General features: G+C 60.8%; 22 protein-coding genes. 3 read left to right on the top strand and 19 right to left on the bottom strand.

Features of this window, described 5'->3' with window-relative positions; all coding sequences use genetic code 11:
- The first annotated feature begins 35 nt into the window (after nucleotides 1-35).
- The 3 genes from AC0Z4S_RS24055 (at nucleotide 36) to AC0Z4S_RS24045 (ending at nucleotide 1,161) form a co-directional block, all read left to right on the top strand.
- On the top strand, nucleotides 36-377 hold the full coding sequence (locus AC0Z4S_RS24055; RefSeq protein WP_485624839.1) for a hypothetical protein: 342 nt from the start codon (nucleotides 36-38) through the stop codon (nucleotides 375-377).
- A 44-nt stretch (nucleotides 378-421) separates the two neighbouring features.
- Nucleotides 422-676 carry a hypothetical protein gene (locus AC0Z4S_RS24050; protein WP_253504312.1) on the top strand — a complete coding sequence of 85 codons (255 nt, stop codon included), beginning with the start codon at nucleotides 422-424 and terminating at the stop codon, nucleotides 674-676.
- 104 nt (nucleotides 677-780) lie between these two features.
- Entirely contained in the window at nucleotides 781-1,161 is a 381-nt protein-coding gene (locus AC0Z4S_RS24045) for a Rho termination factor N-terminal domain-containing protein (RefSeq protein ID WP_485624838.1), read from the top strand.
- A 145-nt stretch (nucleotides 1,162-1,306) separates the two neighbouring features.
- Here the strand turns inward: AC0Z4S_RS24045 and AC0Z4S_RS24040 are convergent, their stop codons facing one another.
- The 19 genes from AC0Z4S_RS24040 to mltG all read right to left on the bottom strand — a co-directional run bounded on the left by AC0Z4S_RS24040 (nucleotide 1,307) and on the right by mltG (nucleotide 20,214).
- Nucleotides 1,307-2,236 carry a PfkB family carbohydrate kinase gene (locus tag AC0Z4S_RS24040; RefSeq protein ID WP_485624837.1) on the bottom strand — a complete coding sequence of 310 codons (930 nt, stop codon included), beginning with the start codon at nucleotides 2,234-2,236 and terminating at the stop codon, nucleotides 1,307-1,309.
- Nucleotides 2,229-3,695 (bottom strand): purine-cytosine permease family protein, encoded by a 1,467-nt coding sequence (locus AC0Z4S_RS24035; protein WP_485624836.1) that lies wholly within the window; start codon nucleotides 3,693-3,695, stop codon nucleotides 2,229-2,231. The genes AC0Z4S_RS24040 and AC0Z4S_RS24035 overlap by 8 nt, the downstream gene beginning before the upstream one ends.
- 210 nt (nucleotides 3,696-3,905) lie before the next feature.
- Nucleotides 3,906-4,904: an ADP-ribosylglycohydrolase family protein gene (locus AC0Z4S_RS24030; RefSeq protein WP_485624835.1), complete on the bottom strand. Its 999-nt coding sequence runs from the start codon at nucleotides 4,902-4,904 to the stop codon at nucleotides 3,906-3,908.
- Nucleotides 4,901-5,614, bottom strand: a complete 714-nt coding sequence (locus tag AC0Z4S_RS24025; protein WP_253504322.1) for a GntR family transcriptional regulator — start codon at nucleotides 5,612-5,614, stop codon at nucleotides 4,901-4,903. The genes AC0Z4S_RS24030 and AC0Z4S_RS24025 overlap by 4 nt, the downstream gene beginning before the upstream one ends.
- 404 nt (nucleotides 5,615-6,018) lie before the next feature.
- Entirely contained in the window at nucleotides 6,019-6,987 is a 969-nt protein-coding gene (araH, locus tag AC0Z4S_RS24020; RefSeq protein WP_042610738.1) for an L-arabinose ABC transporter permease AraH, read from the bottom strand.
- Between the two features lie 12 nt (nucleotides 6,988-6,999).
- Complete coding sequence (araG, locus tag AC0Z4S_RS24015; RefSeq protein WP_485624834.1) at nucleotides 7,000-8,547, bottom strand: L-arabinose ABC transporter ATP-binding protein AraG; 1,548 nt, start codon at nucleotides 8,545-8,547, stop codon at nucleotides 7,000-7,002.
- A 53-nt stretch (nucleotides 8,548-8,600) separates the two neighbouring features.
- Complete coding sequence (locus AC0Z4S_RS24010; RefSeq protein WP_253504326.1) at nucleotides 8,601-9,605, bottom strand: substrate-binding domain-containing protein; 1,005 nt, start codon at nucleotides 9,603-9,605, stop codon at nucleotides 8,601-8,603.
- Between the two features lie 137 nt (nucleotides 9,606-9,742).
- The gene (locus tag AC0Z4S_RS24005) at nucleotides 9,743-10,561 is read right to left on the bottom strand and encodes an SDR family oxidoreductase (protein ID WP_485624833.1); all 819 of its coding nucleotides are present in this window, start codon (nucleotides 10,559-10,561) and stop codon (nucleotides 9,743-9,745) included.
- A gap of 270 nt (nucleotides 10,562-10,831) precedes the next feature.
- Nucleotides 10,832-11,707, bottom strand: coding sequence for an SMP-30/gluconolactonase/LRE family protein (locus AC0Z4S_RS24000; protein ID WP_485624832.1), 876 nt, complete (start codon nucleotides 11,705-11,707; stop codon nucleotides 10,832-10,834).
- Between the two features lie 130 nt (nucleotides 11,708-11,837).
- Nucleotides 11,838-12,554: a FadR/GntR family transcriptional regulator gene (locus AC0Z4S_RS23995; protein ID WP_485624831.1), complete on the bottom strand. Its 717-nt coding sequence runs from the start codon at nucleotides 12,552-12,554 to the stop codon at nucleotides 11,838-11,840.
- A gap of 194 nt (nucleotides 12,555-12,748) precedes the next feature.
- On the bottom strand, nucleotides 12,749-13,309 hold the full coding sequence (locus AC0Z4S_RS23990) for a DUF1285 domain-containing protein (RefSeq protein ID WP_485624830.1): 561 nt from the start codon (nucleotides 13,307-13,309) through the stop codon (nucleotides 12,749-12,751).
- Nucleotides 13,310-13,323: 14 nt separating this feature from the next.
- Nucleotides 13,324-13,929, bottom strand: a complete 606-nt coding sequence (locus tag AC0Z4S_RS23985; protein ID WP_253504334.1) for a DUF4823 domain-containing protein — start codon at nucleotides 13,927-13,929, stop codon at nucleotides 13,324-13,326.
- Nucleotides 13,930-14,101: 172 nt separating this feature from the next.
- Complete coding sequence (locus AC0Z4S_RS23980; RefSeq protein WP_485624829.1) at nucleotides 14,102-15,070, bottom strand: GTP 3',8-cyclase MoaA; 969 nt, start codon at nucleotides 15,068-15,070, stop codon at nucleotides 14,102-14,104.
- A gap of 138 nt (nucleotides 15,071-15,208) precedes the next feature.
- Nucleotides 15,209-15,847, bottom strand: coding sequence for a TetR/AcrR family transcriptional regulator (locus AC0Z4S_RS23975; protein WP_016770981.1), 639 nt, complete (start codon nucleotides 15,845-15,847; stop codon nucleotides 15,209-15,211).
- A 351-nt stretch (nucleotides 15,848-16,198) separates the two neighbouring features.
- Nucleotides 16,199-16,990, bottom strand: coding sequence for a TatD family hydrolase (locus tag AC0Z4S_RS23970; protein WP_485624828.1), 792 nt, complete (start codon nucleotides 16,988-16,990; stop codon nucleotides 16,199-16,201).
- A 15-nt stretch (nucleotides 16,991-17,005) separates the two neighbouring features.
- The gene (locus AC0Z4S_RS23965; protein WP_016770983.1) at nucleotides 17,006-17,362 is read right to left on the bottom strand and encodes a PilZ domain-containing protein; all 357 of its coding nucleotides are present in this window, start codon (nucleotides 17,360-17,362) and stop codon (nucleotides 17,006-17,008) included.
- Between the two features lie 42 nt (nucleotides 17,363-17,404).
- Nucleotides 17,405-18,388, bottom strand: coding sequence for a DNA polymerase III subunit delta' (locus AC0Z4S_RS23960; protein WP_485624827.1), 984 nt, complete (start codon nucleotides 18,386-18,388; stop codon nucleotides 17,405-17,407).
- Nucleotides 18,381-19,013: a dTMP kinase gene (tmk, locus tag AC0Z4S_RS23955; protein ID WP_253504342.1), complete on the bottom strand. Its 633-nt coding sequence runs from the start codon at nucleotides 19,011-19,013 to the stop codon at nucleotides 18,381-18,383. The genes AC0Z4S_RS23960 and tmk overlap by 8 nt, the downstream gene beginning before the upstream one ends.
- A 19-nt stretch (nucleotides 19,014-19,032) precedes the next feature.
- Nucleotides 19,033-20,214, bottom strand: coding sequence for an endolytic transglycosylase MltG (gene mltG, locus AC0Z4S_RS23950; RefSeq protein ID WP_485624826.1), 1,182 nt, complete (start codon nucleotides 20,212-20,214; stop codon nucleotides 19,033-19,035).
- Nucleotides 20,215-20,216 lie beyond the last annotated feature (2 nt).

Raw genomic sequence — 20,216 nt, 5'->3', positions numbered from 1 at the left:
CCAAGTGTATGGATTCCAATCACTGGAGAAGCCCTATGATCTCGTCAAGGTTGACCGCTTTAGTCTTCAGCGCCCTGCTCTGCCCCGCGGTGTTCGCCGCCTCTACGGCAGCAGGCACTGGCCCTACCGATCCGACCCCGCCACGTGCGCCCGCCATCAACAGTGCCCCCGGTGTGAACACCGATGGCTCCGGCGTGCCGCTGATCAATCAGCCGCCAGCTACCGGCACCGACCCGCGCACCCAGGGCAGCGATCCTGGACGTCAGGGCGGCATGAACACGCCAGACTCCCCTGCCGCCACGCCTGACAATGCCGGCCCGGGTGTCGGCTCGAAAACCACCACCGGTGGCTCCGGTTCCGAAGGTGCCGGTCAGTAGTTCGCCGACGCGAGCGCCCTATTCACTCCCATGAAGAGGTAACCATGAACGTCGACAAAGACCTGGAAAAAGAAGTCCTCACCCGCCTGCTCCACGCGCATCCCAATGGTCTGGGCAAGGAGGTGCTGGACAATTACCGGGGCGAGAAAGTCGTGGCCAGCGCCCTCGCCGCCCTGCAGGATCGCGGGCTGATTCACCATGGTCATGTGACCCTGAGCGAAGCGGGCGAACATTCGCTGAACCTGCCGATCAAGCTCAGTTCAGCCGGGGTTGAAGCGGCGAAGAAACTCGATAGCTGACGCTGATTGGGGCTGCGGATTTCCGACTTCGAACGTGTGATTCGTCTCGAGAGATTCGCAGCCTTCGGCGCAACGCACCACATCCTGACGCAAGGAGAAATCCCATGCCTCGTGGAAGCAAAGACAAATACACCACAGAACAGAAGCGCAAGGCCGAGCACATCGAAGACAGCTACGAGAAAAAGGGCGTGTCGAAGGATGAAGCCGAGGCGCGCGCCTGGGCGACAGTGAACAAACAGTCCGGTGGCGGCGAGAAGTCCGGTGGCTCGGGGCGCAAGAAGCCTGCGAGTTCCAAGTCGCAAGATCGCAAAGAGTCATCGCGCCGTGCGGTGGCCAGTCGCAAGGGCCACTCGCGCAACAGCGAGACCTCAAAGGATACGCAGACGGTCGATAGCCTGATGAAGGAAGCCCGGGCGAAGAACATTCCGGGGCGCTCGTCGATGCGCAAGCAGGAATTGATCGAGGCGTTGCGCAAAGCGGGCTAGAACGACGCCCACTGCAGGAGCTGCCGCAGGCTGCGATCTTTTGCTTTTCAAGATCAAAAGATCGCAGCCTTCGGCAGCTCCTACAGAAGATTTGTGTACGACACAGATCCATTGTGGGAGCGAGCTTGCTCGCGAAGGCCTCAGGTCAGTCGCCGCAGGACTGACCGATAAACTCATCAACCTCAGCCGCCCCCGGCGATGTCGCCGGCCCCCAGCGTGTCACCGCCAGCGCTGCCGCGGAATTGGCCCGCCGCGCCGCTTCCAGCGCATCCAGCCCCTGCGCCAGCCCGGCAACAAACACCCCGGCATGCGCATCGCCAGCACCATTACTGTCCACTGCTTTCACAGCAAACCCCGGCACTTGTCGACGCTCGCCACGCTGTTGAATCCAGCAACCCTGCGGCCCGTCGCGCACCACCATCAGCACATCTTCAGGCAAAAATTTCGCGAGACGATCCATTGCCACGCCGATCTTATCTGCGCCGGTAAAGCGCAGCGCTTCGACACTGTTGCTGGTCCACACATCGATGCGCGGCAGTAACATTTGCATCATCGGCGCCTCAGGCGATTCCACCAGCGGTCCCGGATCGAACACCACATTGACCGATCCCGGCAGCGCGAGCGTCCAGTCGAGCAACGCCTGCGCCTTGCCCTCGTGCAGCAGGCTGTAACCACTCAGATAAACGTAATCGCCGGCCTCGGCAGGCACACTGTTGAGATCCTCCGCGGTCACCTCGCCTTCGGCGCCGATGTAGGAAATGAAACTGCGTTCGGCCGAGGCATCGGTCAGCGCTACGCACAACCCGGTGTCGCGCTCGGCCGGTTCGCGGATGCCGATGCAGATCCCTTCCGCCTGCATCGCCTGCCGTGCCAGATCGCCGAAACGCCCGCTGCCGTGGCGACCGAGATAGACCACTGGCAAGCCGTTGCGCACCGCAGCGGCCATCACGTTGAAGCCGCCACCGGCTTCGAATTCCGCCGACTGCGCCAGCACATCGCCGCCAATCTGCGGCAGTTTATCCACGGCCATGACCAGGTCGATGATCACCTGGCCGGTGTGCAACATCTTAGGCATGAGCATTCTCGGGTTGCGCGGCGCGGCGATCTTTCGCGCCGCCGAGTATCAGGTAAAGGCCACCGGCGACGACGAAGGTCACGATCCAGCCGAGGCCGTTGTGGCCCAGCCAGGAGTCGGACAGAAAGCCCTTGAACCAGACGTTTTCCGCCGTGGTGCCGATGGTGGTGAAGCTGAAGCCGAGCACAATAGCAATCGCCCAGGCGCCGAACGCACGCCACTCGATGCCGCCGCGATACCAGTAGGCGCTGCTCGGGCTGACGTCGAGCAGGTCTTTGGGGCTGTAGTAGTGACGGTGAATCAGATCAACGACGAAGATCCCCACCCACGCTGTGATCGGCACCGCCAGCAGGGAAATGAAGGTGATGAACGGACCGTAGAAACTCTCGGCGATCAGCATGAAGTAGATCGAGCCGGCGAAGATCGCGACGATATCCACCACCACCGCATAGACGCGTTTGACCTTGAGGCCCAGGGTCAGCGTGGTCAGGCCGGCGGAGTACACCGACAGGTTGTTCGACAGAAGCAGGCCACCGAATGCGGTGATCAGGTACGGCACGGCCATCCAGGTCGGCAGCATGTCGCGGATCGCGACGATCGGGTCAGTCGCCGAAGCCAAGTCATTGTTGCCCACCGAGAGCAAGCCGCCAAGGGTGATCAGCAGCACCAGCGGAATGCCCGCGCCGAATGCTGCCGACGCCACCAGGCGCACAGCCTTGACGGTGCGGTGCTGATAGCGCGACATGTCGGCGCCGGCGTTGGCCCAGCCGATGCCGGTGCCGGCAGCCATGGTGCCGATACCGATGATCATCGCGCTCAGCGGCGCCGGCGTGGCGTTGAACACCGCACTCCAGTCGATGGTTGCGCAGAGAAAACCACCGACGAGAATGTTCAGCGCACCGAACACGTAGGTCGCCCACTTCTGGATCACCAACAACGTCGCGTGGCCGAGGCCGGACACCGCCAACGTCAGCAGGACGAAGATAGCGATAAAGATCAGCGTCAGTACCGGCGCACTTTTCGCCTCGACCGGCGAGCCGAACAGAATCGAACACAGTGACAGCAGCACGAACGCCGCAGTGGTGGTGTTGACGGTTTCCCAACCCAGACGCGACATCAGCGAAACCAGTGTCGGGCCGATGTTGCCGCGTACGCCGAAGATCGCCCGCGACAGCGTCAGGCTCGGCGCGCGGCCACGACGTCCGGCAATCGAAATGATACCGACCACCGCAAACGAACCGGCGGCACCGAGGATGGCGACAATGATCGCCTGCCAGATCGCCAGTCCGCGAAACGCTACCAGCGTGGCACCCAGCGGCAAGCCGAGAATGGAAATATTGGCAGCAAACCAGACCCAGAACAGTTGCAGCGGATGACCGTTGCACTCGGCTTCCGGCACCGGCTCGATGCCGCGGGTTTCCAGTTGCCCGACGCTTTGCCCGGCGGTTGATGAACTCATGAAGATGCTCCTGTTTGCCTTTTTTGTGGTTGTGGCAATGATGCAAAACGACAAGACAACCGGCCTTCCGAGGCCTGTCTGTGCGATCCATTGCGGGTTAAGTATTCGACTATGCGGTGCGGCCTTCGCGAGCAAGCTCGCTCCCACATTGGATTTGTGGCGTTCACATACCCTGTGGGAGCGAGCTTGCTCGCGAAGGCGGCAGCCCAATCAGCGCAGGGCCAACAGCCCCTGCACCAACGGCTCGAGCTCCAGCTGATTAACAGCTTTCACCGTCTCGATCATCTGTACCGGCCAGCACTCAAGCCCCAGACAGGCCCCGAGCATGGCGCCGAGAATCGCCGCGATGGTATCCGTGTCGCCGCCCAGGCTGGCAGCCATGCACAGCGCTTCGAATGCAGTCATCTCGCCAATGGCCACTTGCTGGGCCAGGGCGAATGAAACCACCACCGACTCCTGCGAGGCTACCGAGGTACCGATCACGTCGTAGAGCAGATCGGCGAGCAACGCCTTGTCGCTGTCGACGCTGATGCTGCGCGCCCAACTGATCCGCGAGGCGATGCGCCCGCCAGCGACCCAATGCCCGTGGGCTTCGGCTTGCTGGGCGATCTGCTGACCGAGGTTCAGCGCTTCGCCGAGATCGACGCCGTTGATCCCGGCCGAGACCACCGCCGCCACCGCAGCCGCACTGGAAATTCCCAATGTGGTGTTGTGGGTCACCTGACAGGCTTGCACCACCGCCGCAATGAAGCGCTGCGGATCGGCCACGTTCGCGGCGATCCCCACCGGGGTGATGCGCATCGCCGCGCCGTTGGTAGTGCCGTATCGCCCGGCTTCCTCCGGGGAATGGCCGGCGAGGATCATTTCGATGGCGCGTTTGGTCGACGGGCCGAGCAAGTCCTGTGAGCCTTTGGCCTGCATCTCGGCTTCCCATTCGATCAAGCGCTGGGCAAGCACGGCGGGTTCGATTTGGCCTTGGCCTTCGACCAGCAACTCGCCGACCAGAATCGCCTGTTCGGTATCGTCGGTGATTGAGCCCTTGGGCATGTTTGCAGCGATCGGTTGCAAGGGACCTGCGTCCTGCAGATCGGTGATCTCGTCAAAACGCGCTTTGATCGTTTCGCGATCAAGCGACTGCGTCGGCATGCCCAGCGCATCGCCCAGGGCCAGACCGTAGAAAGCGCCAAGCGCACGGTTGAGCGCGGTCATTTCGATTCTCCGAATTGCAGGTGCAGACGAAAGTGCACCGGGTCGAGCAGGCTTTCGACCTGTTCCATGAAACGATTCTGTCGGTCGTAGGTGGTGCGCAGGGCCTTGAGGAACACCGTGCCGGCGGGGCGACCGAGCAACTCGGCGTCTTCGGCATTCAGCGGCTCGGCGCCGATCCACTGATCGCCGCGCTCGCCGATGTAGCCGTAGGCGGCCAGGGTGATGGTCAGGGAATTGTCGATCAGACCGACGCGGGGCAGGCTTTCCAGGCCGCCGTTGGCCGGCATCAATGCACGCTCCAGAGACACCAGCGTACCGTCGGTGGCGCGCCGGCGACGGTCGAGGGTGATGAATTGATCGGTGCCGAAACGCACCAGCAGATCCGGGCGAGTCACGGCTTCGAGGCGCAACACTTCGGTATTGATCAGCGCCCCGCTGTCGGCCAGCGCCTGTGCCCAGCCGCTGCGCTGATCCAGCGCAACCCCGTCAAAGGTGACGATGGAGCCGACCCCGCTCTGCGTGGCGATGTACTTGCGCCGCTTCAGTTCGGCCAGCGCCTCACGCAAGGTGCCACGGCTGACCTGGAATTCTTGAGCCAACTGATGTTCGCCGGGCAACAGAAAGCCGTCCTCCATGAGGCCGCTTTCGATGCGTCGGACGAGCTCGTCGACCACCCTTTGTTTCTTGTCGAATCGTACCTGTCTAATCATGTACAAATTGATAACCGAAACGGGTGCGGGCGAGCAAGGAAAATCTAGGGGAAGAGACAGAAGGTTGAAAGTCAAAAGCACCCTCACCCTAGCCCTCTCCCGGAGGGAGAGGGGACTGAATGGGGGATGCTCGAGAGGTACGCCGACCTGAAAGTGCTTCGCCGAATCCATAATCGACGAGAGCTTTCAGGTCGACGGATTACGCAAGACACCTCGGTCGACCCCCTCCCCCTCTCCCGGAGGGAAAGGGAAAGGGAAAGGGATGCTCAAGAGGTATGCCGACCTGAAAGTGCTTCGCCGAATCCATAATCGACCAGAGCTTTCAGGTCGACGGATTACGCAAGACACCTCGGTCGGCCCCCTCTCCCTCCGGGAGAGGGCTGGGGTGAGGGTAGCTCTTGACGTTAGCGTTGTTTCAGGCGGTCAATCACTACAGCCAGCAACAGAATCGAACCCCGAATCACATACTGATAAAACGTATCGATGTTCTTCAGGTTCATCGCGTTCTCGATGATCGCCAGAATCAACACCCCGGCAATCACATGGCGGATCATGCCGATACCGCCGCTAAGGGAAACCCCGCCCAGTACGCAAGCCGAGATCACCGTCAGTTCAAAACCCTGGCCAATCATCGGCTGCCCGGAGGTCATCCGCGACGCCAGAATCACACCGGCCAGCGCGCCGATCACACCGTGCACCGCGAAGATGATGATCTTGGTGCGGTCGACGTTGACGCCCGCCAGCAGCGCCGCTTCCTGGTTGCCACCGATGGCCATGGTGTTGCGCCCATAAGTGGTGTAGTTCAGCAGCCAGCCGAAGAACAGGAAGCAGACGATGGTGATCAGGATCGGCACCGGCACGCCGAACAGCTGGCCATTGCCGAAGACGAAGAACGATTCCTGCGAAACGCCGACCGCTTTGCCGTTGGCGAAGATATAGGCCAGACCGCGAACGATCTGCATGGTCGCCAGGGTCGTGATCAACGCGTTGACGCGCAACTTGGCAATCACGATGCCGTTGATCAGCCCGACGATCAGGCCCATCACCAGCGCCGCGCTGACCCCGAGAAACACGCTGTTGGTGTCGCGCATCACGACCGCCGCGACCACGCCGGCGCAGGCAATTACCGAGCCCACCGAGAGGTCGAAGTGCCCCGACGCCAGGCAGTAAAGCATGGTGCACGCAGCGATGCCGGTGGTGGAAATGGCCAGGCCCAGACCGCGCATGTTCAGCGGCGAGAGGAAGTTGTCGATCAGCAGCGTGCAAGCGACGAAGATGCCGATCGCCGCCAGCAGCATGACCCAGTCATCGAGGAAGCGCCGCATGTCCAGCGGTTTGCGCTCGGTCGGCAGGGTTTCGTTTTGGGTAGTCATCATAGTCACCTCTCAGTTCGCCACGCCGTCAGCGCGGTGGCGTGGCAAAGCCAGTTGCAGCAGGTTGGATTCATTGGCCTGATCGCGGCTGACTTCGCCACGCAGGGCGCCTTCGCACAGCACCAGGATGCGGTCGGAAATGCCCATCACTTCCATCAGATCGCTGGACACCACGATCACCGAAATACCGTCGGCGGCGAGGTTATGGATGATCTGGTAGATCTCGGCCTTGGCGCCGATGTCGATGCCACGGGTCGGTTCGTCGAGCAGCAAAACCTTCATCGGCATCGACAGCCAGCGGCCGAGAATGGCCTTCTGCTGGTTGCCGCCGGAAAGGAACTTGATCTGCTGGCCGGCGTGCGGGGTTTTCACTTTCAGGGCTTTGATCTGCTTGTCGGCGTTGCCCTTTTCCCACAAGCCACGGATCAGGCAGCCGAGCCCGGAATGCGCACCGCGGGCGCTGATGTTGATGTTCTCGGCAACGCTGGCCAGCGGGATGATGCCTTCCTTCTTGCGGTCTTCCGGACAGAGCAGAATGCCGGCGGCAATTGCATCACGGGGCGAACGCAGTTTCAGCTCATGGCCGCGCAGTTCAAGGCGGCCAGCAGTGTTGCGCTCCAGGCCGCTGAGCAGGCGAAACAGCTCGGTGCGCCCTGCCCCGACCAGCCCGAACAAGCCAAGGATTTCGCCCTTGTGCGCTTCGAAGCTGATCGGCTCGCGCAGGCCCGGGCCAAGCAGACCGTCGACTTTCAACGCCACGGCGCCACGCGGGCGATGGCGGTAATCGTAGATGTCCTGAATGTCGCGACCGACCATGCACGTCACCAGTTGATCGTGGGTCAGCTGGCTCATGTCTTCAAACGTGCGCACGTAGCGGCCGTCCTTGAACACCGTCACGGCGTCGCAAATGCGGAACACTTCTTCCATGCGATGGGAAACGTAAAGCACCACTTTGCCTTCGTCGCGCAGGCGCCCGATGATCGCCATCAAACGATCGATTTCGCGTGCCGAGAGGCTGCTGGTCGGTTCGTCGAAAGCGATCACGTGGGCACCGCGCGACAGCGCCTTGGCGATTTCCACCAATTGCCGCTGGCCCAGCGACAAGCGGCCGACCTTGGTTTGCGGATCGATTTCGTCGGCGAGGCCTTTCAGGCAATTCAAGGCTTTCTGGCGCAGCTCAGTGCGATTGATCAAACCGAAACTGGCCGGCAGATGTCCGAGAAACAGGTTCTCGGCAACGGTCATTTCCGGAACCAGATGCAGTTCCTGGTGAATCACCGCGACGCCGCTGCCGATGCTGTCGGCAGTCGATTTGAAGGCCATCGCCTGCTCGCCGATCTGCAGCTCGCCGCTGCTCGGAATATAGGCGCCACCGAGGATCTTCAGCAGCGTCGACTTGCCCGCACCGTTCTCGCCCATCAGGGCATGAACCTGGCCTGGGTGAGCGACGAAGCTGATGCCATCCAGCGCTTTCACGCCGGGAAAGGTCTTGCCGATCCCGTTGAAGCGCAGGCTGCCGCTGGCGCCGTGTTGTTCTTGTGTCTGTACTTGCGCGTGCATAAAGCCACCTCTTTACACCGAAAAACGGCCCGGCTGCCCGGGCCGTCGCTGCCTCAGTTCCACAAGCCGATTTTTTCCAGCTCTTGCTTGAAGTTTTCGCGGGTGATCAGGGTGACGTCATCCATGGCGGTGTATTTCGGCGGTTCTTTGCCGGCAGTGATCCACTCGTACATCATCTCGGCGGTCTTGTAGCCTTCGATGTGCGGGCTTGGCAGCATCGACCCGAAGAAGCCGCTGTTAGGCTTTTTCAATTCGCCGATGGCGTCGGTGCCGTTGATGCCGATGCCGATCACGTTGCTCGCGGCAAAACCGGCCGCTTCGGTGGCGCGCACGCCGCCGAGCACGGTGTTGTCGTTCATGCCGCCGATGATCAGGTTCTTCGCCGCACTCGGCAGTTTCACCAGCGCCGAGTTGGTGGCGTCCATGCTGCCCGGTACGTCGAGGGTTTTCAGCGCGGCGAAGAGGATGTGATCCGCCGGCATGCCAGCCTTTTTCAGGGCATCGACCGAACCGTCGGTGCGCTTCTTGCCGGTATCGAGTTCGTTGTAGGTGTTGACCACCGCGTAGGTGTCTTTCCAGTCCCAGTTACGCTTTTTCGCTTCGGCGGCCATGGCGGCGCCCTGCTTCTGGCCCACTTCAAACGCGGCCATGCCCAGGTACGGCACGTCTTCCATGAACTTGCCGTTGGCATCGACAAAACGATCGTCGACGGCAATCACTTTCAAGTCGTTGATCTTGGCTTTGGCCATGATGGCGGGGCCGAGGGACACGTCAGGCGGGCAGATCACAAAGCCCTTGGCACCGTTGGCGGCCAGGCTGTCGATCGCCGAGAGGGTCTTCTCGCCATCCGGCACCGCGATCTTGATCAGTTCAAAGCCTTTGTCCTTGGCGGCTTTTTCGGCAAAAGCCCATTCGGTCTGGAACCACGGTTCTTCGGCCTGCTTGACCAGAAAACCGATCTTCACCGCGTCGGCGGCGAGCAGCGCACTGCTCAGGCTGAACGCAGTGACCGCCAGGGCAGTGCTGCACAGGGTACGAATCCCGAAACGACGTTTCATCAGATGACTCCTTGTTATTTTTTTTGAGCAAGGTTTGAAAAGCGTTGAAGCGTGTTCTCAGTGAAGCTGTTTGAAAATAGTCATATCGTATGATGATTGGATTTCAAGCGTAGTTCAGCGCTGGAAATCCGTTCAATTCAGTCGTGGTACATCACCGAGCGACCACCATCGATGGTGATGCACGACGCGTTGATAAACGGCGCTTCATCGCTGGCCAGAAACACTGCAGTCATCGCCACTTCGAGCGGCTGGCCGATGCGTTTGGGCGGGTGCAGGTCGAAGGCGCGCTGCCGTTCGGCGTGCGGATCGGCAAAGCCGTTCCAGTAGTCGACGTTCAGCTGCGTTTCGATGTAGCCCGGCGCGATGGCGTTGACGCGAATGCCTTTGGCCGCGTATTCGATGCCGAGCGCGCGGGTCAGGCCGAGCAAGCCGTGCTTGGCCACCGGGTACGGAAAGCAGCCGGGAATGATGTGGCTGGAATGGGTCGAGGCGATGTTGATAATGCTGCCCACGCCCTGCTCGATCATTTGCGGCAGCACGGCCTTGCAGCCATACCAGGCGCCATCCAGATCGATAGCGAAGCAGCGGCGCCAGTCTTCTTCGGTCATCTGCAGCGGATCGCGGAACACATTGACCCCGGCGCAGTTGACCAGCACATCGATGCGGCCATGCAATTCCACGGCGCGTCTGGCCAGAGCGTGCAGATCTTGCTGATTCGACACGTCGACCTTCAGTGCTTGCACGTCATGGCCCTGACCGCGCCAGTGCGCGGCGACCTGCTCGACCTTGTCGGCCTGGATATCGCTGATCAGCAATCTGGCCTGCTGCGAGGCGAAGGCGGCAACAATCGCTTCGCCGATGCCCTGAGCGGCACCGGTCAGCAGCACGACCTTGTTTTTCAGACGCTCGCCTTTTGGCGGTGGCGGCACGGCAGGCAATGTCAGCGCTTGAGGCATGACTCAGGCCTCCCGCGCGCAGGCGCAAAAAAACCGGGCATCGGTCGATGTCCGGTTTTCACCGCTTGGGAAAAGAAACAGGCAAGCGTCGCCAACGGCATCGAGCCGTGGCGAAAGGCGGATCCCGCCTAAGCGGGCGACAAGAATTCGCTGCATCACTTCACCTGTTTTGTTCTTTTTAAGTGTGAGTGCGTGTTACTGCTGGAGCCGACTATAAACCCGACCGCCAAATAATCTCAATATATAATTTTGCATCCCATATTTTGGGATTTACCCTGCGAAACGCGTACAGAGTTTTCCTGCAACATCGACGCGCATGGTCAGCACTGCGCCATCCAGTGGATGGTTGAGCGGACTTTTTGCGCTGGTGATGTATAGGGTTTTCAGGTCTTCACCACCGAATACGCAACTGGTCGGGCGACTGACTGGCAGATCGATCTTGCGATCCACCTGCCCGTCCGGCGTCAGGCGCAACAGGCAGCTGCCGTCCCAACGCGCGTTCCACACATAGCCTTCGGCATCCATGGCTGAGCCGTCGGGGCCGCCGTGCTGATCGGATGAGTAAAACACCTGCGGCGCATCGAGACTGCCGTCGGTGCGGATGAAATATCGATTGAGTGTGCTGTCGAGACTTTCGCCGAACAGCAGCGTTGTGCCGTCGTCGCTCCACAGCAGGGTGTTGGGAATGCCCAGACCGAGCAGCAGTGGCGTTACGCGTTGATCGGCATCGATACGGAACAGGCCACCGGAACGCCGCACGATCGGCAGGTCATCGCCGTGCTCGCCGATGTTGTTCTGCATAGTGCCCAGCCACAACCGGCCCAAGGCATCGCAACGGGCTTCGTTGGGTCGATTGCCGGGTTGCGGGTCGGCAACGCAGAACAGGGTCAAGCGTGGCTCAAGCCCCGGAGAATCGAGATCCAGTCGATAGACACCGCTGCTCAGGGTGACCAGCGCATCGCCGCTGGCACAGGGAATGAATGCCGAGATGTGCTCGGGCATCTGCCAGATCTGCACGTTCTGGCCGATCAGCCGTAGCGCTTGTTTACCGGCGATATCGACCCAGTACAACGCCTGGGTCGGCGCATCCCAGAACGGGCCTTCGCCGAGTTGCGCGCGGTGTTGGGTCAGGGCGGTGAACGGCATATCAAGTCCTTCTTTGTTGTTTTACTGTGGGAGCGAGCTTGCTCGCGAAGGCGGAGTGTCAGTCAATGATGATTCATCTGACCTGACGCATTCGCGAGCAAGCTCGCTCCCACAGGATATCTCGGTGTATTCAGCTAGCTTTTTTACTGGCCATGACTTTCGGGTAAAAGCGTTTTATCGCCAGATCGGCATTGTCGATCAAGGTCATGCACGCCCAAACGCCACGGGTCGAATCGCGCGCGGCGATGGCATCGGCCATGTCTCTGTGGATCGGTAACGTGCGGCGCAGTTCATCGGGGTCGGCGGCGGAGACTTCGAACGACACCGCGAGCAACGCGCCGAGGGCCGGGACCATTTGTTCGATGAACTGATTATGGCTGGCGGCAAGAATGCATTCGTGGAAAGCCTGGTCGGCGCGGTTGTAATCGATGCCACTATCGACCGCACGTTCCAGTGCGTTGAAGGCCAGTTGCACCGCTTCGATCTGCTCCGGTGTCGCCCGCTCACAGGCCCAGCGCACCGCCATCGGCTCGATGGTGCGGCGCAAATCCAGCAAGTCATCGACGAAATTTTCCGGCAAGCCGTTGCGCGACAGCCAGCCAACCACTTGCGGATCGAACAGATTCCAGCGCCGTACCGGCAAGACCCGCGTGCCGACTTTCGGCCCGACTTCAAGCATGCCTTTGGCGACGAGGGTTTTGATCGCTTCGCGAATCACCGTACGGCTGACACCAAGCTGCTCGCCCAGATCCGCTTCGACCTTGATGGTCTGCCCCGGTTTGACCTGGCCAGCGGCAATCCAGCTGCCCAGCCAGTCAACGGTCGACGCATGAAAGCTGCTGGACATGAACACCTCAAGGCGAATCGCGATGGGTGCCTACGCTAATCATCATATGAATAACAGTCAACCGGGATTTTTTTCAGTTTGCACAAACCATTGTGGGAGCGAGCCTGCTCGCGAAAGCGTCGTGTCAGTCAACATTGCTGGCGACTGATACACCGCGTTCGCGAGCAGGCTCGCTCCCACATTTTGTTTTTGTGTCAGGGTTCGAGACCGATGCGGAAGAACTCGCCGCCACTCCACACGCCGAGCCAGCGCTGGCCATCAATCTCGCGGCTCACCGCCAGTTCCACCAACTGATAGAACACATTGCGGTGAATCAGCGCTTCGAGATTGCTGCGCACATGCACATAAGGCGCAGGCTCCCGGGTCTCAGGATCAATCTCGACGCGAATCGGATGCTCGGGTCCCGCCTCGGTGGTTTCCTCGACATTGGTAGTGAAGCGCAAAAGCTGCGTCTCGCCCTCGCCTTCCACTTCCACGGCAACCGCTACGAACGGCGCGTCATCGACCTTGATCCCAACCTTCTCGACCGGGGTGATCAGAAAATAATCATCGCCGTCGCGGCGGATGATGGTGGAGAACAATTTGACCATCGGCTTGCGCCCGATCGGCGTGCCCAGGTAATACCAGGTGCCGTCGCGGGCGATGCGCATATCGATGTCGCCGCAGAAATCCGGGTTCCACAAATGCACCGGTGGCAGGCCTTTGGTCTTGGGGATCTGCCCCAGCAGGTCATTGGCTGTTTGCGGGTCACTCATGGCGTACTCCTTGATTACTGGTCGCCGATCCCCAGCAGGCTGCGTGCGTATTGCGCCAGTGGCGGACCGATGAGGTCTTCGGGTTTGGAGTCATGGAACGTCAGTAAACCGCCACGACTCTTGATCCGTGCAGTATCAATCAAATACTGGGTGCTGGTCTCGATCAACATGATCTGAATCACGCCGCCGTCGATACCGAGGCGATCCACGGCTTCCTGATCCAGCCACTCGTCGGAGTTGCCGATGCGGTCATCAGCCTTGGCGAAACGTGTGTAGAGCAGGTAATGCGCGCCGGCATCGCGGGCTTCGCCCATGGCCTGATCGAGGCCTTCCGGGGCTCGGGCGCGGCGGACCATCGGGAAGTATTCGACAAAGCCCTTGAAGGCTTCTTCGGCGACCACGTTCGGCCGTGGATAGGAACCACCGGGCGGTGCAAACGCGCCCTGGGCGATGAAGATGAACGAGTCCGGCTGAATGCGGACATTGTTCACCCGGCGGCTGTCGCTGTGGTCCAGAAGTCCCGCATCGCTCATGTGATAGCGCGTGCCTTCGGCCATATCGCTGACATTCATGCAGCCGCCAAGCGCCAAAACGGCCAGCAGCAAAACCAGGCTACGCATCCTATTCCTCCAGAAGCCGGTGTCGGAAAACCGGCGAATGGCCGTTGGATGCAGCTTTTGCGCCAGCTCGGGATTTTCGTCGTTTGATAGATCGCCTTCGCGAGCAAGCTCGCTCCCACAATTGAAATGCATTTTCAATGGTGGGAGCGAGCCTGCTCGCGAAAGCGGTCGATCAGCCGCCAATAATTTTCATGACCGTAGCGCCGCCAGAGAACGCCAGCTCCTGCTTGTCCCCCAACGCCTTGACCAGCAAACGCTGCAGCGCCGGTAATGCCTGATGCCGCGGCTTGTCGAGCAGATCACCGACATAGTGGCGGTTGCTCGACGACAGGCAGCCATGCAGCCAACCGGTCGACGACAGGCGCAAGCGCGAACAGGTGCGGCAGAACGGCACGCTTTCGTTGGCGATCACCCCGAAGTTGCCGCGACCGGGAATCGCGTAGCGTACGGCCGTGGCGTCCACCGGCGCGTCGGTCTGAGCGTATTCATAACGCTCGCCGATCAGGCCGAGCAACTGCTCAAGGCTGACGAACTGCTGCAGAAAGGCATTGGAATCCCTGGCCAGATGGCCCATGCGCATCAGCTCGATGAAGCGCAGCTCGAAGCCGCGCTCCAGGCAGTAATCGAGCAGCGGCATGACCTGATCGAGGTTCTGTCCGCGCAACGGCACCATGTTGACCTTGATCTTCATCCCGGCGGCGGCAGCCTGATCCATGCCATCGAGCACACTGGCCAGATCGCCGCCACGGGCGATGCCGCGGAAGGCCGCAGCATCAAGGGTATCGAGGGAGACGTTGATCCGACGCAGACCGGCGTCCACCAGCAGCGGGAGTTTTTTTGCCAGTAGTTGCCCGTTGGTGGTCAGGCTGATGTCGTCCAGGCCCATCTGGCCGACGGCGTTCATGAACGCTTCGAGCTTGGGGCTAACCAGTGGCTCGCCGCCGGTGATGCGCAGGCGCTCGATGCCGGCCGCTTCGATCAGATATTCGACACCGCGCGCCATGGCCTCGGCCGACAGTTCGTCCTGCGCAGCCACCAGCCGCTTGCCGTTGGGCACGCAGTAGGTACAGGCGTAATTGCAGGCAGAGGTCAGGCTGATGCGCAGATTGCGAAAACGCCTGCCTTGACGGTCAACGATCATGAAACACTCCGGCGAAAGATAATCGAGCGCGCAAAACTTGACTGACAAATCAGGTTTTAGCAAGCCCTATGCCTGAGTATATTCCTGCGCTATTGCGCCATGTTGCGAAAACACGGCGCAATCATCGCGCTGAATGACTTATGTGCTCGGCGTTTCCGGGTCGCGCTTGCGCTTGTTGCCCATGCGCACGCCGATGTCCATCAGGAACTGGAAGAAGCCTTCCTGATCTTCCAGCACATTGCTCCAGAACGGCGAGTGGTACAGCGCCACCGCGCCATGCACCAGCGCCCAGGATGCGCAGTAGTGGAAGTACGGCGGCACGTCTTCGAGCTTGCCTTCGCTGATGCGGCCCTTGATCAGCAGGGTCAGGCGTTCGAAGTTCGAGGCACGGATCTTGTGCAGCTCCTCGACCATCTCCGGCACCTGATTGCCCTTGACCACTTTCTCTTCGAGGCGGTCGAACAGGCGATAGCGCTGCGGGTCGCGCATGCGGAATTCGAAGTAGGCGCGGGACAGCGCTTCCTTGTCCTTGTCGACATCGGCCGAATGCAGCAGCTCGTTCAGATCGCGCTCGTAGTCGAGCATCAGGCGCAAGTAGATCTCGGCCTTGGATTTGAAATGCTTGTAGATCGTGCCTTTGCCGATACCCACGGCATCAGCAATCATCTCGACGGTGACACTGTCTTCACCCTGGTCGAGGAACAGCTTGAGCGCGGTATCGAGAATTTCCTGCTCACGGCGACGAAATTCACGGACCTTACGAGGTTCTTTATGCATAAGAAAAAGGTCTGAAGGGTCAAAATTCGAAGCCGCGTATTATGCCTAACTTGCGCAAAAAAGCACGGTTCATCGACCAAATCTGTGTTTCTTGTTCATTTTGAGAACGAATGGACTGCAATGAGAACTCAACTGAAGCAAACGTATTCCAAATTTGTTTAAAAACCCCGACCGGCTCACTGGACTGAACGCCAGACTGATCAATACTTGAACTGTCGGCCGACATCTCCCCCAAGTGTCGCGCCGGTAAAGGTACCAACGGACCGCGTGCCTTTGTTTTACTCCTAATGGTCTTAACCCGGATTCACCCCCCAGAACCCGGGTTTTTTTTGCCTGCGATTCAGTCAGCCGTCACAGGGCAGATTTAACACTCGCCAGCGGGAACAGGCGCTTGAAGTTTTCCGTGGTCTGCTCGGCAAAGCGCTCGTAGTTCTCACCACGCAGCATCGCCAGAAACTCCGCGACTTCGCGCACGTATTGCGGCAGGTTCGGCTTGCCGCGATACGGGATCGGCGCCAGGTACGGCGAATCGGTTTCCACCAGCAGGCGATCGGCCGGCACCTTGCTCGCCACATCGCGCAGGGCGTCGGCGTTGCGGAACGTAACGATGCCTGACAGGGAAATGTAATAGCCCATGTCCAGCGCCGCTTTGGCCATGTCCCAGTCTTCGGTGAAGCAATGCAACACGCCGGCCTGGGGCAACGCCGCTTCGCGCAGCAGTTCGAGGGTGTCGGCACGCGCGCCGCGAGTGTGGATGATCACCGGCTTGCCGGTCTGCTGCGCCGCTTCCAAGTGCAGGCGAAACGATTCCTGCTGCAACTCGGCGGCTTCCGGCTCGTAGTGATAGTCGAGGCCGGTCTCGCCGATCGCCACCACTTTCGGGTGATTGAGCTCGTGCAACAACCAGTCGAGCGCTGGTGCCGCGCCCGGTTGCACATCCAGCGGATGCACGCCGACCGAGCAATCGACGTCGGCATAACGCTCGGCGAGGGCTTTGACGTCGGCGGCGTTGTCGGCACTGACGCCGATGCACAGAAAGTGTCCGACTCCGCGCTCGCGGGCCGTAGCGAGTGCGGCATCCAGCGAGCCGTCATGGGCGGCGAGGTCGAGACGATCAAGGTGACAATGGGAATCTACGAGCATAAAAAGGACTGCAACTTACATCGTATGAGTGGGACGGTCGGATTTCAGCGCTCCGGCCAGATGAGTTTCGATGCGACTGCGCGCGGTGTCGTCACCGTCGTTGAATTGCACGCCGACGCCGGCGGCGCGATTGCCTTGTGCGCCTTTGGGAGTGATCCAGGCGACTTTGCCGGCGACCGGAATTTTTTCCGCTTCATCCATCAGGTGCAAAAGCATGAACACCTCGTCGCCCAACCGGTAGCTTTTATTGGTCGGGATGAACAGACCACCGTTCTTGATGAACGGCATGTACGCGGCATAGAGCACCGACTTGTCCTTGATGGTCAGGGACAAGATGCCGTTACGCGGCCCCGGGCTGACAGGTTCAATCATGTTCACCTCCACTGCTGATCTTCAGAGTCTAGGTACACATTCTTATCTTTGACCAGGCAATCCCACCCATTGCACCAACAACGCTTCCAGCAACAGGGCCGGATTGAGGTTGGCCTTGCTCAGCACCTTCTGCCGCTGGGCAAGAATCCAGTCCTGGATCTCCAGCACTTTACCCTGCGCGCTTTTCTGCGCCAGGTACTGCACGACCTTGCGCATATCGGCCAGGCCAAGGCCGGCTTCGTCCTGGGTCAACTGATAGCGCAGTATCAGGCTGGACCAGTCGCAGAACCAGTCGAACAGACGCAGCATCGGAATGCTTTTCCACTCTTCCGCAAGCTGCGTTGGCGATTGCTGCCCCTTGAGCAGCTTCTTCACGCCTTCGACCACTAGCGCGCGCTGTTCACGCACGCCCTGGGATTGCAGGCTGACCGCCATCAACGGCGAGCCGGCGGCGAGCGTCAGCAGTTCGACGCGTTCTTCTTCAGCGCAATCCGGCAGCGCCTGAGCCAGCCATTGCAGGCTCATCGCCTCGCCCGGCAACGGGCAGGCCTGCTGCACGCAACGACTCTTGATCGTTGGCAACAAACGGCTCGGCTGGTGGCTGACCAACAGCAGCACAGTATCACCGGACGGTTCTTCAAGGCTTTTGAGCAAGGCGTTGGCAGCGTTGATGTTCATCGACTCGACCGGCTCGATCAACACCACTTTGCGCCCGCCGAGCTGCGCGGTCTGCACGACGAAACTGACCAGATCACGGACCTGATCGACCTTGATCGCCTTGTCCGCCTCTTCCGGTTCGAGGATGTAATTGTCCGGATGACTGCCGGCCTTGAGCAGCAGGCAGGACTTGCACTCGCCACAGGCCTCAGGCGTCGGGCGCTGACACAGCAGGCTGGCCATCAAGCGTTCGGCGAGCGCACGTTTACCGATCCCGGCCGGACCGTGCAGCAGATACGCGTGGGCATGCTGACTGCGTCCGGCCAGTTGCTGCCAGAGGCTGGCCTGCCATGGATAGGCCTCAGCCACGGGCCAGCTCCAGCAGGTTCGGCAGCAGGGTGTCCAGCGATTGCTGCACTTTGGCCAACGGCTGACCGGCATCGATGCGCACATAGCGCGAAGGGTCGGCTTCGGCGCGTTTCAGGAACGCATTGCGCACGCTTTCGAAAAACGCCCGGCCTTCGAGTTCGAAACGGTCCAGTCGACCACGGGCACTGGCGCGGGCCAGACCGATTTCCACGGGCAGGTCGAAAATCAGCGTCAGGTCGGGCCGCAAGTCGCCCTGCACGAACGTTTCCAGGGTGGCGATGCGTTCCAGCGACAAACCACGACCGCCACCCTGATAGGCGTACGTCGAGTCGGTGAAGCGATCACACAGCACCACCGCGCCACGGGTCAGCGCCGGGCGAATCACCTCTGCCAGATGCTGCGCGCGTGCAGCGAATACCAGCAACAGCTCGGCGTCCGGGTGCATCACTTCGTCGGCCGGGGTCAGCAACACCTCGCGAATCCGCTCGGCCAGTGGCGTGCCACCCGGCTCACGGGTGAGCACCACTTCGATACCGGCGGCGCGCAGCCGCTCGGCGAGGTATTCGCGGTTGGTGCTCTTGCCCGCGCCTTCCGGGCCTTCCAGGGTAATAAACAAGCCAGTCACAGGCAGTCCTTCATCAAAGTCATTGCGCGTTCTGCGGTGCAGCGGCGTCGGGTTCCGGGGCTGGCGCAGGTTCTTGCGGCGACACCTGCGGCAGGACCTCGGGCGCGGTGTTCGGCGAGGCCGCCGGAATCGCTTCATCGGTGGCCGGCGCTGTTTGCGGCGCGTTCACTGGCGCCGGGCTGGAGCGGTAATCGGCACGGCGTTTGAGCTGGTACTCGCGCACGGCGTTGTTGTGCGCATCCAGATCATCGGAGAACACGTGGCTGCCATCGCCACGGGCGACGAAATACAGGCTGCTGCCTTCCACCGGGTTGAGCGCAGCATGAATCGCTTCACGCCCGACCATGGCAATCGGCGTCGGCGGCAAGCCGGGAATCACGTAAGTGTTGTAAGGCGTCGGCTCTTTCAGATGGGCGCGGGTCAGTTTGCCGGTGTAGCGATCACCGAGGCCATAAATCACCGTCGGATCGGTCTGCAACTGCATGCCCAGCGCCATGCGCCGCACAAAGACGCCGGCGATCTGGCCGCGCTCCTGCGGTACGCCGGTCTCTTTCTCGACCAGCGAGGCCATGATCAGCGCTTGATAAGGTTCGGTGTAAGGCACATCGGCGGAACGCTGCGCCCACTCTTTGGCAAGCACTTCGTCGAGACGGTCAAAGGCCTTCTTCAGCAGCTCGGCATCGGACATGCCGCGCACGAAACGATAGGTGTCCGGGAAGAACCGGCCTTCCGGGAACAAGCCCTTGTGGCCAATCTTCGCCATGACATCGCCGTCGCTCAGACCGTTGAGGGTCTGCTCGAGCTTGTCGTCCTTGGCCAGGGCGGCGCGCACTTGATGGAAAGTCCAGCCTTCGACCAGGGTCAGGCTGTACTGAACCACGTCGCCGCGCTTCCACGAATCGATCAGACCGTTGACGGTCATGCCCGGCTGCATGCGGTATTCGCCGCTGTGAATCGGCGTGCCGGCGAGGTTGAAGCGCCAGTAGACGCGCAGCCAGAACGCGTCCTTGATGACGCCATCGGTTTCGAGTTCAAGGAAGGTACGGGTCGGAGTGGAGCCTTTCGGCACATCCAGCAGTTGCTCCTGCGGGATGTTCAGGGGCTGTTCCAGTGCCGAATGAATTTTCCAGGCGCTGGCGCCCAACAGCAGCCCTGCCAGAACCAGTCCGGTTTCCAGCAGCAGCAAAAGTTTACGTCTCACGA

It is taken from the genome of Pseudomonas sp. 1L-B-1-E-C1, from assembly GCF_057291835.1.
Note: the sequence above shows the minus strand (reverse complement) of the source record. Positions and strands in the feature narration are given on the sequence as shown.